This is a genomic window from Luteibacter sp. SVR4-7G (genome assembly GCF_056755555.1).
Genome location: NZ_JBPGXO010000017.1, coordinates 20507 through 35086 on the forward strand (window position 1 = coordinate 20507; position 14580 = coordinate 35086).

Consider the following 14580-nt stretch of genomic DNA (forward strand, 5'->3'; position numbering starts at 1 on the left):
ATGGCCGATCAACTCTTCGACCACCTGTTGATGCCCGTGCTGTTCATCGTGGCGATCATGCTGCCGCTGATCATCGCGGTGGCCATGTTCGTCTACTGGGAACGCAAGGTCATCGGCTGGATGCACGTGCGCATGGGGCCGAACAAGATCGGCCCCCTCGGCATGCTCCAGGCCTTCGCGGACGTGGTCAAACTGCTGCTGAAGGAAGTGATCCTTCCGACCAACGCGAACAAGTTCCTGTATTACCTCGCGCCCATGCTGGCCCTCGTGCCCGCCATGGCGGCGTGGGCGGTGGTGCCGTTCGGCCCCGAGACCGTGCTCGCCAACGTCAACGCCGGCGTGCTCTACCTGCTCGCGATGACCTCGATGGGCGTGTACGGCATCATCCTCGCCGGCTGGGCCTCGAACTCGCGCTACGCCATGCTCGGTGCCATGCGCGCGGCCGCCCAGGTCATCTCCTACGAGCTGGCGATGGGCATGTCGATCGTGTGCGTCCTGGTGCTGACCGGCAGCCTGAACCTCACGGCGATCGTCAACGCGCAGAGCGGCAACTTCTTCGACTGGTTCTGGCTGCCGCTGCTGCCGGTGTTCGTCATCTACTTCGTCTCGGGCGTGGCCGAAACCAACCGCGCGCCCTTCGACGTGGCCGAAGGCGAGTCCGAGATCGTGGCCGGCTTCCACGTGGAATATTCCGGTTCCGCGTTCGCCATCTTCTTCCTGGCCGAATACGCCAACATGATCCTGGTGAGCTTCCTCGCCTCGATCCTGTTCATGGGCGGCTGGCTGTCGCCGTTCCCGGAATCCTGGGGCCTCATCGGCCACGGCGGCTTCCACTGGCTGTTCATCAAGGCCTTCATCTTCGCCTTCCTGTTCCTGTGGTTCCGCGCGAGCTTCCCGCGCTACCGCTATGACCAGATCATGCGCCTCGGCTGGAAGGTCTTCATCCCCATCACCATCGTCTGGGTCCTCGTCGCCGGCTGCATGAAGTATTTCGGCTGGGTCCACCTCGGCACGGGAGCCTGAAAGCCATGACCCGCGTTACCCATTACTTCAAGAGCCTCCTGCTCATCGAGCTGCTCCAGGGCATGGCGCTGACCATGCGCTACATGTTCAAGCCGAAGTACACGATGCGCTACCCGATGGAGCACATCCCCAAGTCGAACCGCTTCCGCGGCCTGCACGCCCTGCGCCGTTACGCCAACGGCGAAGAGCGCTGCATCGCGTGCAAGCTGTGCGAGGCGGTGTGCCCGGCGCTGGCGATCACCATCGATTCGGCCCCGCGCGCCGAGGACGGCCAGCGCCGTACCACGCGCTACGACATCGACCTGTTCAAGTGCATCTTCTGCGGCTTCTGCGAAGAGAGCTGCCCGGTCGACTCGATCGTCGAGACGCACGTGCACGAGTACCACTTCGAACATCGTGGCGAGAACGTGGTGACGAAGGCCCAGCTGCTGGCCATCGGCGACCGTTTCGAGCAGGACATCGCTGCCGCCCGCGCTCAGGACGCGGCGTACCGCTGAGCGCCCGGAGAACCATGCGATGAATACCGACCTGCTTCAACTCATCTGTTTCTACTTCTTCGGCGCCGTGGCCGTCATCGGCGGCCTGATGGTCATCTCGGTGAAGAACTCGGTGCATGCCGTGCTCTCGCTGGTGCTGACCTTCTTCAGCATGGCCTGCGTATGGCTGCTGGCCGAAGCGGAGTTCCTCGCCATCGCCCTCGTGGTGGTCTACGTGGGCGCGGTGATGGTGCTGTTCCTCTTCGTGGTGATGATGCTCGACATCAAGCAGGAGGCGGTCCGCGAGGGCTTCATCCGCTACCTGCCGGTGGGCATCGTGGTCGCCGCGGTCATGCTGGCCGAAATGCTCGCGATGATCGGCGTGAAGGCGATGCACGCGCACACCCTCGGCCCCAACCCCGCCGGCGATTCCAACGTCGCGTGGCTGGGCCAGGCGCTCTACACCGAGTTCCTGCTGCCGTTCGAGATCGCCGCGCTGATCCTGACCGTGGGCATCGTCGCCGCGGTGGCCCTGACCCTGCGCCAGCGCCTGGGCGTGCGCCATCAGTCCGCCTCGCAGCAGGTGGCCGTGAAGGCTGCCGACCGCGTCCGCATCGTGAAGGTTGCCGTCGAGCAGCAGGCATCGGTGTCACCGGCACCGGTCGTCGTGCCCCCGCAGGAGAACGCCCCGTGATCACGCTTTCCCATTACATCGTCCTCGGCGCGATCCTGTTCTGCATCGCCGTCGCCGGCCTGTTCATCAATCGCAAGAACGTGATCGTGCTGCTCATGGCGATCGAGCTGATGCTCCTCGCGGTGAACACCAACTTCGTGGCCTTCTCGCGCTTCTTCGGCGACGTGGGCGGCCAGGTGTTCGTGTTCTTCATCCTCACCGTGGCCGCGGCGGAATCCGCCATCGGCCTGGCGATCCTGGTCCTGCTGTTCCGCAACCGCAGCACGATCAACGTCGCCGAAATCGACAGCATGAAGGGTTGATCCGATGAGTCTTTCGCTTTCAATCCTGCTGACGATCGCCCTCGCGCCGCTGGTGGGCTCGATCCTGGCCGGCCTGTTCGGCAGGACGATCGGCCGGGCAGGGGCGCACACCGCGACCATCCTCGGCGTGGCGATCGCCTGCGGCCTGTCGTTCTACGTGCTGTACCAGCTGGTCTGGGGCGGGGCGCAGAACCTCAACCAGGACGTCTACACCTGGTTCGAGATCGGCCGCTTCCACGCCTCCGTCGGCTTCATGGTCGACCGCCTCACCGCCATGATGATGGTGGTGGTCACCTTCGTGTCGCTGCTGGTGCACCTGTACACCATCGGCTACATGGCGGACGACCCGGGCTACCAGCGCTTCTTCAGCTACATCTCGCTGTTTACCTTCTCGATGTTGATGCTCGTCATGAGCAACAACTTCATGCAGCTGTTCTTCGGCTGGGAAGCGGTGGGCCTGGTGTCTTACCTGCTGATCGGCTTCTGGTACAAGCGCCCCACGGCGATCTTCGCCAACCTCAAGGCCTTCCTGGTCAACCGTGTGGGGGACTTCGGTTTCCTGCTCGGCATCTCGGCGATCCTGTACTTCCTGGGCACGCTGGACTACCAGACCGCCTTCGATCACGCACCGGAGCTTGTCGGCAAGACGCTGCAGATCACGCAGAACCACGCGTGGGATGCCGCCACGGTGATCGGCGTGCTGCTGTTCATCGGTGCCATGGGCAAGTCGGCCCAGGTGCCGCTGCACGTGTGGCTGCCCGACTCGATGGAAGGCCCGACCCCCATTTCGGCGCTCATCCATGCCGCCACGATGGTGACCGCGGGCATCTTCATGGTCGCCCGCATGTCGCCGCTGTTCGAGCTGACCGATGCCGCGCTGTCGTTCATCCTCGTGATCGGCTCCACCACGGCGCTGTTCACCGGCCTGATCGGCATCGTGCAGAACGACATCAAGCGCGTGATCGCGTACTCGACGCTCTCGCAGCTCGGCTACATGACCGTGGCGCTCGGCGTATCCGCCTATAGCGGCGCCGTGTTCCACCTGATGACCCACGCCTTCTTCAAGGCGCTGCTGTTCCTCGGCGCCGGCTCGGTCATCATCGGCATGCACCACGAGCAGGACATGCGCTACATGGGCGGCCTGCGCAAGTACATGCCGGTCACCTGGATCACGATGTGGATCGGTTCGCTGGCGCTCGCCGGTACGCCGTTCTTCGCCGGCTTCTATTCGAAGGACGCCATCATCGAGGCCGTCGGCGAATCGCATCGCTGGGGCGCCGGTTACGCATACTTCTGTGTGCTCGCGGGCGTGTTCGTCACCTCGCTGTACAGTTTCCGCCTGCTCTACATGACCTTCCACGGGAAGGAACGCTTCACGGTCAGCCACCACGCCCACGGGCATGGCCACCACGATGCGCATGCGGCGCACGACGATGCCCATGGCGACACGCACAAGGAAGATCCGCACCACGAGCCGGGCGTGCTCGAGCACGCGCCGCACGAGTCGCCCTGGGTGGTGACGGTGCCGCTGGTGCTGCTGGCCATTCCGTCGGTCCTCATCGGCTTCTTCACCGTGGGCCCGATGCTGTTCGGCGACTGGTTCGGCAAGGCCATCCACGTGGACGAGGCCAACAACGTGCTGGGTGAGCTCGCCCATGAGTTCCACGGCGCGCTCGCCATGGCTCTGCACGGCTTCGCCGCCGCGCCGTTCTGGCTGGCCTTCGCCGGCTTCGCCGTGGCCACCTACGTGTACCTGTTCAACCCGTCCGTCGCCGACAAGGCGAAGAACGCGCTGAAGCCGGTGTACACGCTGCTCGACCGCAAATACTGGATCGACGAACTCTACTTCGCGGTGTTCGCGAAGGGAGGCGTGAAGCTGGGTGAAGGCCTCTCGAAGGTGGGCGATGCCGCCATCATCGACGGTGCCGTCGTCAACGGTTCCGCCAACCTCGTGCAGCGCATCGCCAGCGGCACCCGCCGCCTGCAATCCGGATTCCTCTTCCACTACGCGTTCGCCATGATCCTCGGTCTGATCCTGCTCCTCGGCGGGTACTGGCTGATCGGGCAATAAGGGAAACGAGCTCTATGTCGAATCACTTGCTCAGCCTGCTGATCTGGCTCCCGGTCGTCGGCGCCATTCCGGTGCTGCTCGCCGGCGCCGGCCGGCCTGGCCTCGCCCGATGGATCTCGCTGCTGGTCGCGGTCGCCACCTTTGCCGCCAGCCTGGCCCTCCTGCCTGCCTACGACGCCACCACCGGTACGCTCCAGCTGGGCGAATCGATGAGCTGGATCCCGTCGCTCGGCATCAACTACTCGCTCGCGGTAGACGGCATCTCGATCGCCCTGATCATCCTCACGACCTTCGTCCAGATCCTGGTGATCGTGGGCGCGTGGGAAATCATCCAGAACAAGCCGCACCAGTACATGGCCGCGATGCTGGCTTTGGAAGGCATGATGATCGGCGTGTTCTGCGCCACGGACGCGCTGCTGTTCTACGTCTTCTTCGAAGCCATGCTGATCCCGATGTTCATCATCATCGGCATCTGGGGTGGCCCGCGCCGCGTCTACGCCACGCTGAAGTTCTTCATCTACACGTTCTTCGGCTCGATCTTCATGCTGATCGGCCTGATTTACCTGTACCACAAGACCGGCGGCAGCTTCGCCATCGCGGACATGGCCAACGTCCACCTGACGCTGACCGAGCAGAGCTGGCTGTTCTTCGCCTTCCTGCTGGGCTTCGCGATCAAGGTGCCGATGGTGCCGGTGCACACCTGGCTACCCGACGCCCACGTCGAGGCGCCTACCGGCGGTTCGGTGGTGCTGGCGGCGGTCATGCTGAAGATCGGCGGCTACGGTTTCCTGCGCTTCAGCCTGCCCATCACGCCGGACGCCTCGCACGAGTTCGCCTGGCTGGTGATCGTGCTGAGCCTGATCGCGGTCTGCTACATCGGCTACATCGCGCTGGTGCAGCAGGACATGAAGAAGCTGGTGGCCTATTCGTCGATCGCCCACATGGGCTTCGTCACGATGGGCATCTTCATCGGCTTCCTGCTGGTTCGCGAAACGAACAACCCCGATGCCGCCCGCCTCGGCATGCAGGGCGCGATGGTGCAGATGATCTCGCACGGCTTCATTTCCGGCGCGATGTTTACCTGCATCGGCGTGCTTTACGACCGCATGCATACGCGCCAGATCAAGGACTACGGCGGCGTCATCAACGTCATGCCGATCTTCGCGCCGTTCTACGTGTTGTTCGCCATGGCCAACAGCGGCCTGCCGGGCACCAGCGGTTTCGTCGGCGAGTTCATGGTCATCCTGGCCTCGTTCAGCGCCAATCCGTGGATCGCGCTGTTTGGCGCCTTCACCCTGATCATCGGCGCGGCCTACACGTTGTGGATGGTGAAGCGCGTGCTCTGGGGCGACATCAAGAACAAGCACGTGGCGGAACTGAAGGACGTCAACGGTCGCGAGATCTTCGTGCTGGGCGCCTTCGCGGCCGGCGTGCTGGTCCTCGGCGTCTGGCCGGAGCCGCTGGTCCACCTGATGGATGCGTCCGTTGCTCGTATCGTCGAGCAGCTGGCCATCACCAAAGTCTGAGCGGGAACTATCCATGCCGAGTATCAACGACATCCTGATCCTGCTCCCCGAGGTTTACCTCGTTCTGGCGGCTTGCGTGCTGCTCCTTCTGGATGCGTACCTGAAGCCGGCCCAGAAGGGCACGGTGCACTGGCTTTCCATCCTGGTGGTGCTGGTCGGTGCCTACCTCGTCGTCAGCGGCCAGCCGGAGAGCCCCGTGACGGCCTTCAGCGGCATGTTCGTCCGCGACGGCGTGGCCGAGGTGCTGAAGCTGTTCTCGCTGCTGATCATGGCGGTGATCTTCGTCTACGCACGGCCGTACCTGAAAGAGCGGGCGATTCCGTTCGGCGAGTTCTATACGCTGTCGATCTTCGCCACCGTCGGCATCATGTTCCTGGTGTCCGCCGGCAGCCTGGTCACGGTGTACCTGGGCCTCGAGCTGCTTACGCTCTCGTCGTATGCGCTGGTCGCCCTGAACCGCGATTCGCGCCTGTCCTCGGAAGCGGCCATCAAGTACTTCGTCCTGGGCGCGCTGGCCTCGGGCATGCTGCTGTACGGCATGTCGATGGTCTACGGCGCCACGCACAGCCTCGACCTGCACACGATCCATGCCGCCATCGTCGGCGCCGAGTGGAAGACGCTGTTGCTGTTCGGTCTGGTCTTCATGATCGTGGGCATCGGCTTCAAGCTGGGTGCCGCGCCGTTCCACATGTGGATTCCGGACGTCTACCAGGGCTCGCCGACCGCCGTGACCGTGTTCATCGGTTCGGCGCAGAAGCTGGCGGCCTTCGGCATGGCCTACCGCTTGCTGTCCACCGGCATGGGCGACATCGCCGGGGGCACGACGGGCCTGGCCCCGCAGTGGCAGATGATGCTGGCCGTGCTGGCGGTGCTGTCGCTGGCCATCGGTAACCTCGTGGCCATCGTGCAGTCGAACCTGAAGCGCCTGCTGGCCTATTCGACCATCTCGCACATGGGCTACCTGCTGGTCGGCCTGGTGAACGCGGGCCCGGAGGGCTACTCGGCCTCGATGTTCTATGCGGTGAGCTACGCGCTCACCAGCGCAGCGGCCTTCGGCATGATCCTGGTGCTGTCGCGCTCGGGCTTCGAATGCGAAGAGATCGACGACCTGCGCGGCCTGAACCAGCGTTCGCCGTGGTTCGCCTTCATGATGCTGCTGGTGATGTTCTCGCTGGCCGGCGTGCCGCCGCTGTTCGGCTTCTTCGGCAAGCTGCTGGTACTGAAGGCCGCCATCGACGCCGGCATGCTCTGGCTGGCCGTTGTGGGCGCCGTATTCGCCATCATCGGCCTGTACTACTACCTGCGCGTGGTCAAGGTGATGTACTTCGACGCGCCGGCGGAAGGTAAGGACGTGCACGCACGCGCCGACGCACCGGCTCGCTGGGTGCTGTCGATCAACGCACTCGCACTGCTGGTGCTCGGCTTCACCTGGGCGCCGCTGCTGGCCTGGTGCCAGAGGGCGTTCGCGGGCTGAGTCCGCGAAAAGAAAACGCAGAACAAAAGGGCGTCGCATACGGCGCCCTTTTTTATGCCTGCCTGGAATAGCAGAGCCGTGCGGAAATTTTTTCGCACGCTCGTAAGAAAGGGGCTTGCAAGAATCCGGCCACCTCCATATACTTGCTGACTCTGATGCGGGGTGGAGCAGTCTGGCAGCTCGTCGGGCTCATAACCCGAAGGTCGTAGGTTCGAATCCTACCCCCGCTACCAGCTTTATAAGGCGCGAACTTCGGTTCGCGCCTTTTCTTTTTCCAATAGGTCACCCGCCATCGCGGACCCGAGTCATGGAGTCCACCAGACGGGAGGTCGACCGGCACATGCGGCGCGTGCGCACGGGGATTAAGTTTTCCCCGAATCCACAAGGAGTAGCGGCATGCGCACGATTGGAAACATCATCTGGTTCGTCTTCGGTGGCCTGGTGATGGGGCTTGGCTGGTGGCTCGCGGGGTTGGTCGCTCTGATCACCATCGTCGGCATTCCCTGGGCGCGGTCCTGCTTCGTCATCGGCACGTTCGCCTTCTTCCCGTTCGGGAAGGAAGCCGTGGACCGCGAGCAGCTTTCCGGCCGCGGCGACATCGGTACCAGTGTGTTCGGCACGCTCGGGAACATCATCTGGTTTGTCTTCGCGGGCCTGTGGCTGGCCATCGGCCATCTGTGCTCGGCGGTGGCATGCTGCCTGACGATCATCGGCATTCCTTTCGGCATCCAGCACCTCAAGCTCGCCGGCATCGCCCTCGCGCCCATCGGCAAGACCGTCGTCAGCAGCGACCTGGCCGACGCATCGCGCCGGTACAACGCCGATGCGACCGTGCGGAGGATGCGCGGCGCCGCGTGAGGTCACTTCAGACGAGGCCACCGCGGTCAACGGCGATACCTTGGATGCATGACATGAAATGGATGGGTAGTCTCTTCGTGCTCGTCATGAGCCTCGCCCTGGCGGCCTGCAATCAGGATGCGCTCATCGCGAAATTTACGCCGCATCCCGAGGCGGAGATAGCGAAACAAGCCATCGACGACTGGCGTGGCGGCCGCATCGAGGCGCTTCGCGCCCTGCTTGCGTCGTCGGTTCAGGACGGGGTGACGGACGAACAATTCACCGCCTGGGCTGCCGAGTTTCCCAAGGGGGAGCCGCGCTCGGTGAAGGTGGTGGGTGCGACCACGCACATCCAGAGCGGCGAGCGTCGCTACGACCTTACTTACGAATATGAATTCCAGGGCGAGTGGCTCGTCGCGACCACGGTCATCCTGAAGAAGGGAAGCGAGGCCAAGGTCGTGGCTATCCATGGCCAGGTGTTCAAGCACTCGCTCGAGCAGATCAATGCCTTCACCTTGCGGAACAAGGGTGCACTGCACCTGCTCATGCTTGCCCTTGCGGTGGCATCGCCGTTGTTCTGCATCGCGGCGTGCGTTGTCTGCATCCGCACGCCCATGCGCCGCCGCAAGGTCCTCTGGGCATTGTTCACCCTGGTCGGTGCGGTCACCGTGCACTTCAACTGGACGACGGGACAGGCAAGTTTCTCACCGGTGTCTTTCCAGTTGCTGGGTTCATCGGTGTTTTCCGCGCCTTATGGTCCCTGGATGCTCGGTGTCTCGCTGCCCATTGGCGCGATCATCTTTCTCCTGCGTCGCAAGGCCTTGATCAAGGCGTGACCCGGCCAGACGGATGCCTCCGTCCTTCAATCATCGAGGACGGAGGCATCCAGCGAGTCACTGCACGATGTTCGCCGTCACGTGATACACGCGCCCGCCCCAGCCGTCATTGGGGAAGGCGTCCGAGACCTTGAGGTACACAGGCCTGGAGCCGTCTGCACTGGTCCCGAGGTACGGCGTCAGGTCGATGCTGCGGTCGGCTTTGTTCGACCCGTCGGTAATAGGCCGGGTTTCCTGCAATACCGTCGTCCAGTGCTCGTTGTCCGGACTGACCTGCACCAGGAATTCCGCGTCGATGGTGAGCGTGACCTGCGCGGTAGCGGTGTCGGCCGGGAGCGGAAAGCGATAGGTGAAGTGCGCGTTCCCGTCGGCGAAGCGATTCTGTACGCCGTTGCTCTGCGAGTGATCGGGATCGAACAGCCACGGATTCTCGTCGACCGTGCCCGTATCGAAATCGATCTTATGCGCCACCAGCACGTCGGCCTGGGTGCTGAAACGCAGACCTGCGGCTGACAGGTTGGCGGTGACCAGGTGGTGTCCGTCCGTTGCCGAGGCAGGCACGGTGACCGTCAAGGGAACGGTGCGGGTGACCGGGACCGCGTTGCCGTGCGGCTGAAGCGGCAACAGGGTGGCGCGGGGCGAGGCGCTCCACCCCGAGGGGGCATCGATGGAAGCGACGGCAATCAGCGGGAAGAACCCGGTGGCCGATGCGCCGAGATCGATGCCGAGCTTCGTGGCACCCGAGGCGGAGGGCATGATCACCGGTTGCGCCGGCGACATGGTCGCGGCCAGCGAGGCCAACGGTATCGCCCTGGGGACGGCACCGATCAGGGCGCTGAGCGCGCTGGCCTGGGTGCGCCAGTCGAATACGTTCGGATGATCGTCGGAACTGGCGCCGGACCAGCGGGTGCCGAGCCGGCCGGCGGCGTCGCGGTCTTTGTTCCAGACCGTCTCGGCCTGCTCGTCGAGGAAGGTCGCGTACCGGCGATCATGCGTCGTGTCGACGAGGTCGGTCCAGTAACGCATGAAGATGCCCTTGAACTGCTTGGCGTTGTCGTCGCAGGTCTGGTCCGTGGCATCGCAGGTCTCGGTCAGGGTGCCGTCGCTGACCAGGCCGTCCGGACCGATCGCGGCATCGGCGAGCCGTTTCACCGTGGCCAGGACGTTCGGGTCTTTCGTGGCGCGCCACAGTTCCAGGCCGCCGCCGATCGCCAGGCCCTGGTTGTAGGTCCACACGTTCTGGCCGTTGTTGGTGCACGCGTCGGTGAGACCATCGTTGACCAGTCCATCGGCATTGATCATGCCGCTGCCCTGGAACCACGACCAGGCCGTGCGCGAGCGGCTCAACCACAAGGTGTCGCCGGGAATCCGGTTGTGCAGTTCAGCGGTGAGTCGAATCCACAGTCCATTGGTGATGGCATTCTTGTAGGTGCGTTCCGCATTCCACCAGACGCCACCGCCGCAAGTGCTGCTGTCCCAGTAGCCATAGACGTAATTGGCGATGGTGACCGCCATGTCCAGGTACTTGGGGTTGCCGGTAAGGTCGTATGCCTGCAGCCACGTCAGGCCCCACCATTCGGAATCGTCGATGGCCCGGCTGGTGAAATTGCCGAGCAGGGGGTCGCCCGACAGCTCGCCGGCGGGGAACGCGCCCTTGTCCTTCTCGAAGGTATTGTCCAGCTGGCTGAGGTAGCGGCGATCGCCGGTGCGCTGCATGTAGTCGCCGATCGTCTGCAAGGCGACTGCGGAATTCCACCAGCTGGACGGGAACCAGGCCTTCCCGGGGTCATAGGAACCCATCAACACATCCGCTGCCACCCTGGCACGGGCCATGGCCGCCGGTCCGTCGGCGTGAGGAGTGGATGGGGCGGCCCGGTCCGCTGCCGCGACGGGGAAGGAGGCGGCCAGCGCAGTAAGGCCGGCCACGGCCAACAGCGCCTGGCATCGCAGGCGCAGTCCGGAAAACTCGATCTTCAGGTTCACGTCTGAAGTGCTCCTCATTGGACACCCACGAACGGGGCCTACGACTCCCCCTGCAGTACGGCCGGACCGTGGGCGGTGATCCGGCACGGAAACTGCTTGCATAGGCCATTTAGACGTCTAAATTTGAAACGGCCCGTGCGATCTGCCCAGTGTGGCAGAGGCGGTCGGCGAATAGTGAGACCCCGGTCAACCCCAGGCGCCCGCCATGGGCCGCGCCTGGATGCACATGTGAGGCCTCTTACTTCCCGCCGGTGGAGAACACAGGGTCCTTCAGGCCGACAAGGGCGTGCGATCCGCCGCTTTGCATCTCGAGCACGACGACCTCGTTGCGCCCCTCGCGCAACCAAGACGGCGGCACGTAAAGCGTGCGCTGGGGGCCGACGCTCCAGAAGCGGCCGAGGTGGTGGCCGTTGATCCAGGCATTGCCCTTGTTCCAGCCACGCATGTCGAGGAAGGTGCCTCCGCCGACCTTGGAAAGTTCGAAGGAGCCATGCCAGAAGGCGGGGCCCTGCGGTTGTGCGCCCGCCTTGAAGGACAGGCCGGAGAGATCGTCCAGCGGCAGGGGATAGACGGACCAGTTCGTGAGGTCCAGGCCGCCGATCAGGACCGAGCCGGTGATGCCCTTGTTCTCGTCCGCCATGCCCGGGTCGATGTTGATGCGGCCCATGTTTTCGACCAGCAGGTCGAGCGTGCTGCCGGCCGTGAGGTTCACCGGCAGCTCGTGTTCCTGCTTGCCACGCGAGAGTGTTCCGAGCGGCTTTCCGTCGGCGAGGATCGTGGCGTAGTCGTGCACGTCGTCCACTTCCAGCTTGCCGTTCGCAGCCGATGCCAGCTTCTTTCGATAAAGGATGAGGCCGTAGTTCTGGCCGAAGGCTTCCATGCCCTGCGGCGTGACGGTGGTCTGCGCTTTGGACAGGCGGGGCAGGGCGTCGAGCAGGCCGACCGACTCGCCCAGTTCGAAGCGGGGGATGGCGATCGTCGGCGACGAGGCCGGTACGGGAGGCAGTGTTTCGCCCTTGGGCAAATGTGCCGCGATGACCTTCCGGAACGCCATGTACTTCGGTGTTATCCGGCCGGCTTCGTCGATGGGCGAATCGTAGTCGTAACTGGTGGTCACCGGCAGATAATGGTTCTCCTCGTTGTTTGCGCCATTCATCCAGCCGAAATTCGTCCCGCCGTCGACCATGTAAAGGTTGAAGGAGACGTCATGGTCCAGCATCCAGCCCACGGCACCGGTCACTTCCTCCGTCGAGCGGGTCTTGTGCGGCTCGCTCCAGCGGTCGTACCAGCCTGTCCAGTACTCGCCGGACATGCGCGGCATGCCCTTCATGGAAGACTCGGAGCGCTGGAAGGCACGCTCCGTCTTCGCCGCGTCGCCCGTGAAGTTGATGACCGAAACGATGCCAGGAAGCGTGCCTCGGCTCATCCAGGTCGGTCCGGGGCCATTGGACATGAAGAGGGGCACGTCGAAGCCTGCGTCGACCATCTGCTTGCGGATCGCTTCCATGTAATCGCGATCGTTACCGACGTAACCGTATTCGTTTTCCACCTGCGCCATCAGGATGGGGCCGCCCCGCGTGCTCATCAGCGGAGCGAGTTCCTTGCCGAGGCGCTTGAACCAGGCTGCGCTGGCCTCGAGGAAGCGTGGATCGTAGGAACGGACCCGCAGTCCCGGAGTGCGCAGCAGCCAGGCGGGAAAGCCGCCGAACTCCCATTCGGCGCATACGAACGGACCCGGGCGTACGATCACGTTCAATCCTTCTTCCTGCGCGGTGCGCACGAAGGCGGCAATGTCATTGTTTCCGCTGAAATCGAATTTGCCGGGCTCGGGCTCGCTGACGTTCCAGAACGCGTAGGTGGTGATGGTATTGAGTCCCATCGCCTTGGCCTTGCGCATGCGATCGCGCCAGTCGGCGCGGGGGATGCGCGGATAGTGCATCTCGCCCGAGCGGATGACGTAGGGCTTGCCGTCGAGGAGGAAGTGCCCGTCCTTCACCGCGAAGTGCGGTGGCGCAGCGGCCAGGACGGTAGTGGAAAAGGCCGCCGAAGCGACGATGCAGGTCGAAAGGAGCAGGCTCAGGCGCTTCACGACAGCCTCCACGTTGAGAAGCTTCCGAAGGTACATAGGCTGCGGTTCATATCGCAAGCAAGCTGCAACGCTTCCTGATCCGACGTCCAGCAAGATCGGTCATGCGCGCGGGGTGCGGCCCCGTTACGCTTCGTGCATGACCGATCCATCCCAACAGCGCTTCCGCCGTGTGCTCGAATATGTCGACAGCCATCTGGACGGCGAACTGTCGCTGGACGTCCTGGCGGGCGTAGCGGCGTATTCGCCTCAGCATTTCCACCGCCGCTTCTCGGCGCTCACCGGGCTGCCGGTGCACCGTTATGTGCAGCTTTCCCGCTTCAAACGCGCGGCATGGCAGGCGGCCTTCCGCCCCGGGGTGTCCTTGACGGACGTTGCCCTGGATGCCGGGTATGAGAGCCCGGAAGCATTTTCGCGTGCATTCCGGCAGCGGCTCGGACAATCCCCGGCGGCGTTCCGTGAAGCACCCGACTGGCGCGTCTGGGCCACGGCGTGGCGTGAACTCGATGAAGCAAGGAGGTTCCATATGCCTGTAAGACACCATGCCGACGATGTGCGCATCGTGGATTTCCCCGAGACGGCGGTCGCGTGCCTTTCGCACGTGGGCCCTCCGGAGCGCATCGGCGAGACCATCCGCCGCTTCATTTCGTGGCGGCGTGCCAATGGGCTGCCGCCTTCGAATAACGCCACCTGGAACATCCTCTACGACGATCCCGAAACGACACCGCCGGAAACCTATCGTCTCGACCTGTGCGTGTCATGCGACGGAGTGGGGGCGAACGACACCGGAGTCGTCGCTGCGCGGATCCCGGGCGGGCGCTGCGCGATGCTGCGCCATACCGGATCCGATGCCCTCCTGGGCGATGCCATCCGTTTCCTTTACGGCGAGTGGCTTACCGGAAGCGGCGAAGAGCCGGGCGACGCGCCCCTGTTCCTCCGTCGCGTCGCCTTCTTTCCCGATGTCCCGGAGCACGAGGCGGTGACCGACATCTTCCTTCCGCTTGCGCAATAACTTGCGGAGTCGCCGCTGCTGACCAAGTGCTCCCTGGCGCCGACACCTCGGCTGCCGATTCTGCATGGTCTTATTTTGGGCGCCGCGTCACGGACTTTCGCTTCGCTCGCGACCGTTCGAGCTTCACGAAAGCCCCGCGAAAGATTGCGGCGCCATTGCTCAAAGGACAGGGGGAGCAAGTGGCGGGAAGGGTGGGGCAGCGCAATTTCCTGCGAATCGCGAAGCGGCCGGTGGATGCACCGGCCGACGGGGAAGGTGAC

Annotated in this window: 12 protein-coding genes and 1 tRNA gene; 11 read left to right on the forward strand and 2 right to left on the reverse strand. The window is 64.0% G+C overall.

From position 1 onward, the window contains the following. From nuoH to ACR9ZH_RS08570, 10 genes are all read left to right on the forward strand, one after another. Positions 1-1023, forward strand: coding sequence for an NADH-quinone oxidoreductase subunit NuoH (nuoH, locus tag ACR9ZH_RS08525; RefSeq protein WP_481290327.1), 1023 nt, complete (start codon positions 1-3; stop codon positions 1021-1023). Positions 1024-1028: 5 nt separating this feature from the next. Next, the gene (nuoI, locus tag ACR9ZH_RS08530) at positions 1029-1520 is read left to right on the forward strand and encodes an NADH-quinone oxidoreductase subunit NuoI (RefSeq protein ID WP_481290328.1); all 492 of its coding nucleotides are present in this window, start codon (positions 1029-1031) and stop codon (positions 1518-1520) included. Positions 1521-1539: 19 nt separating this feature from the next. Next, entirely contained in the window at positions 1540-2193 is a 654-nt protein-coding gene (locus ACR9ZH_RS08535; RefSeq protein ID WP_481290329.1) for an NADH-quinone oxidoreductase subunit J, read from the forward strand. Further along, positions 2190-2495: an NADH-quinone oxidoreductase subunit NuoK gene (nuoK, locus tag ACR9ZH_RS08540; RefSeq protein ID WP_036112219.1), complete on the forward strand. Its 306-nt coding sequence runs from the start codon at positions 2190-2192 to the stop codon at positions 2493-2495. Before ACR9ZH_RS08535 ends, nuoK begins: the two co-directional genes overlap by 4 nt. 4 nt (positions 2496-2499) lie before the next feature. Beyond that, on the forward strand, positions 2500-4566 hold the full coding sequence (gene nuoL, locus ACR9ZH_RS08545) for an NADH-quinone oxidoreductase subunit L (protein ID WP_481290330.1): 2067 nt from the start codon (positions 2500-2502) through the stop codon (positions 4564-4566). 14 nt (positions 4567-4580) lie between these two features. Next, on the forward strand, positions 4581-6092 hold the full coding sequence (locus ACR9ZH_RS08550; RefSeq protein ID WP_481290331.1) for an NADH-quinone oxidoreductase subunit M: 1512 nt from the start codon (positions 4581-4583) through the stop codon (positions 6090-6092). A 13-nt stretch (positions 6093-6105) separates the two neighbouring features. Further along, positions 6106-7566 (forward strand): NADH-quinone oxidoreductase subunit NuoN, encoded by a 1461-nt coding sequence (nuoN, locus tag ACR9ZH_RS08555; protein ID WP_481290332.1) that lies wholly within the window; start codon positions 6106-6108, stop codon positions 7564-7566. Positions 7567-7722: 156 nt separating this feature from the next. Beyond that, positions 7723-7799, forward strand: a tRNA-Met gene (locus ACR9ZH_RS08560). A gap of 163 nt (positions 7800-7962) precedes the next feature. Then, entirely contained in the window at positions 7963-8424 is a 462-nt protein-coding gene (locus ACR9ZH_RS08565) for a YccF domain-containing protein (RefSeq protein WP_481290333.1), read from the forward strand. A 53-nt stretch (positions 8425-8477) separates the two neighbouring features. Next, a complete protein-coding gene (locus ACR9ZH_RS08570; protein ID WP_481290334.1) occupies positions 8478-9239 on the forward strand; it encodes a hypothetical protein in 762 nt (253 codons plus the stop codon). A gap of 57 nt (positions 9240-9296) precedes the next feature. Here the strand turns inward: ACR9ZH_RS08570 and ACR9ZH_RS08575 are convergent, their stop codons facing one another. Both ACR9ZH_RS08575 and ACR9ZH_RS08580 read right to left on the reverse strand, forming a co-directional pair. After that, positions 9297-11222 (reverse strand): glycoside hydrolase family 76 protein, encoded by a 1926-nt coding sequence (locus tag ACR9ZH_RS08575; RefSeq protein ID WP_481290335.1) that lies wholly within the window; start codon positions 11220-11222, stop codon positions 9297-9299. A 238-nt stretch (positions 11223-11460) separates the two neighbouring features. After that, the gene (locus ACR9ZH_RS08580) at positions 11461-13311 is read right to left on the reverse strand and encodes a glycoside hydrolase family 35 protein (protein ID WP_481290336.1); all 1851 of its coding nucleotides are present in this window, start codon (positions 13309-13311) and stop codon (positions 11461-11463) included. Positions 13312-13447: 136 nt separating this feature from the next. On the opposite strand from ACR9ZH_RS08580, the gene ACR9ZH_RS08585 reads away from it, so the two are divergent. Beyond that, entirely contained in the window at positions 13448-14320 is an 873-nt protein-coding gene (locus tag ACR9ZH_RS08585; protein WP_481290337.1) for an AraC family transcriptional regulator, read from the forward strand. Positions 14321-14580: the final 260 nt, after the last annotated feature.

Bases quoted from the DNA above. Each gene is read 5' to 3' on its own strand.
- nuoH (WP_481290327.1), top strand. From the start codon at position 1: ATGGCCGATCAACTCTTCGACCACCTGTTGATGCCCGTGCTGTTCATC.
- nuoI (WP_481290328.1), top strand. From the start codon at position 1,029: ATGACCCGCGTTACCCATTACTTCAAGAGCCTCCTGCTCATCGAGCTG.
- ACR9ZH_RS08535 (WP_481290329.1), top strand. From the start codon at position 1,540: ATGAATACCGACCTGCTTCAACTCATCTGTTTCTACTTCTTCGGCGCC.
- nuoL (WP_481290330.1), top strand. From the start codon at position 2,500: ATGAGTCTTTCGCTTTCAATCCTGCTGACGATCGCCCTCGCGCCGCTG.
- ACR9ZH_RS08550 (WP_481290331.1), top strand. From the start codon at position 4,581: ATGTCGAATCACTTGCTCAGCCTGCTGATCTGGCTCCCGGTCGTCGGC.
- nuoN (WP_481290332.1), top strand. From the start codon at position 6,106: ATGCCGAGTATCAACGACATCCTGATCCTGCTCCCCGAGGTTTACCTC.
- ACR9ZH_RS08565 (WP_481290333.1), top strand. From the start codon at position 7,963: ATGCGCACGATTGGAAACATCATCTGGTTCGTCTTCGGTGGCCTGGTG.
- ACR9ZH_RS08570 (WP_481290334.1), top strand. From the start codon at position 8,478: ATGAAATGGATGGGTAGTCTCTTCGTGCTCGTCATGAGCCTCGCCCTG.
- ACR9ZH_RS08585 (WP_481290337.1), top strand. From the start codon at position 13,448: ATGACCGATCCATCCCAACAGCGCTTCCGCCGTGTGCTCGAATATGTC.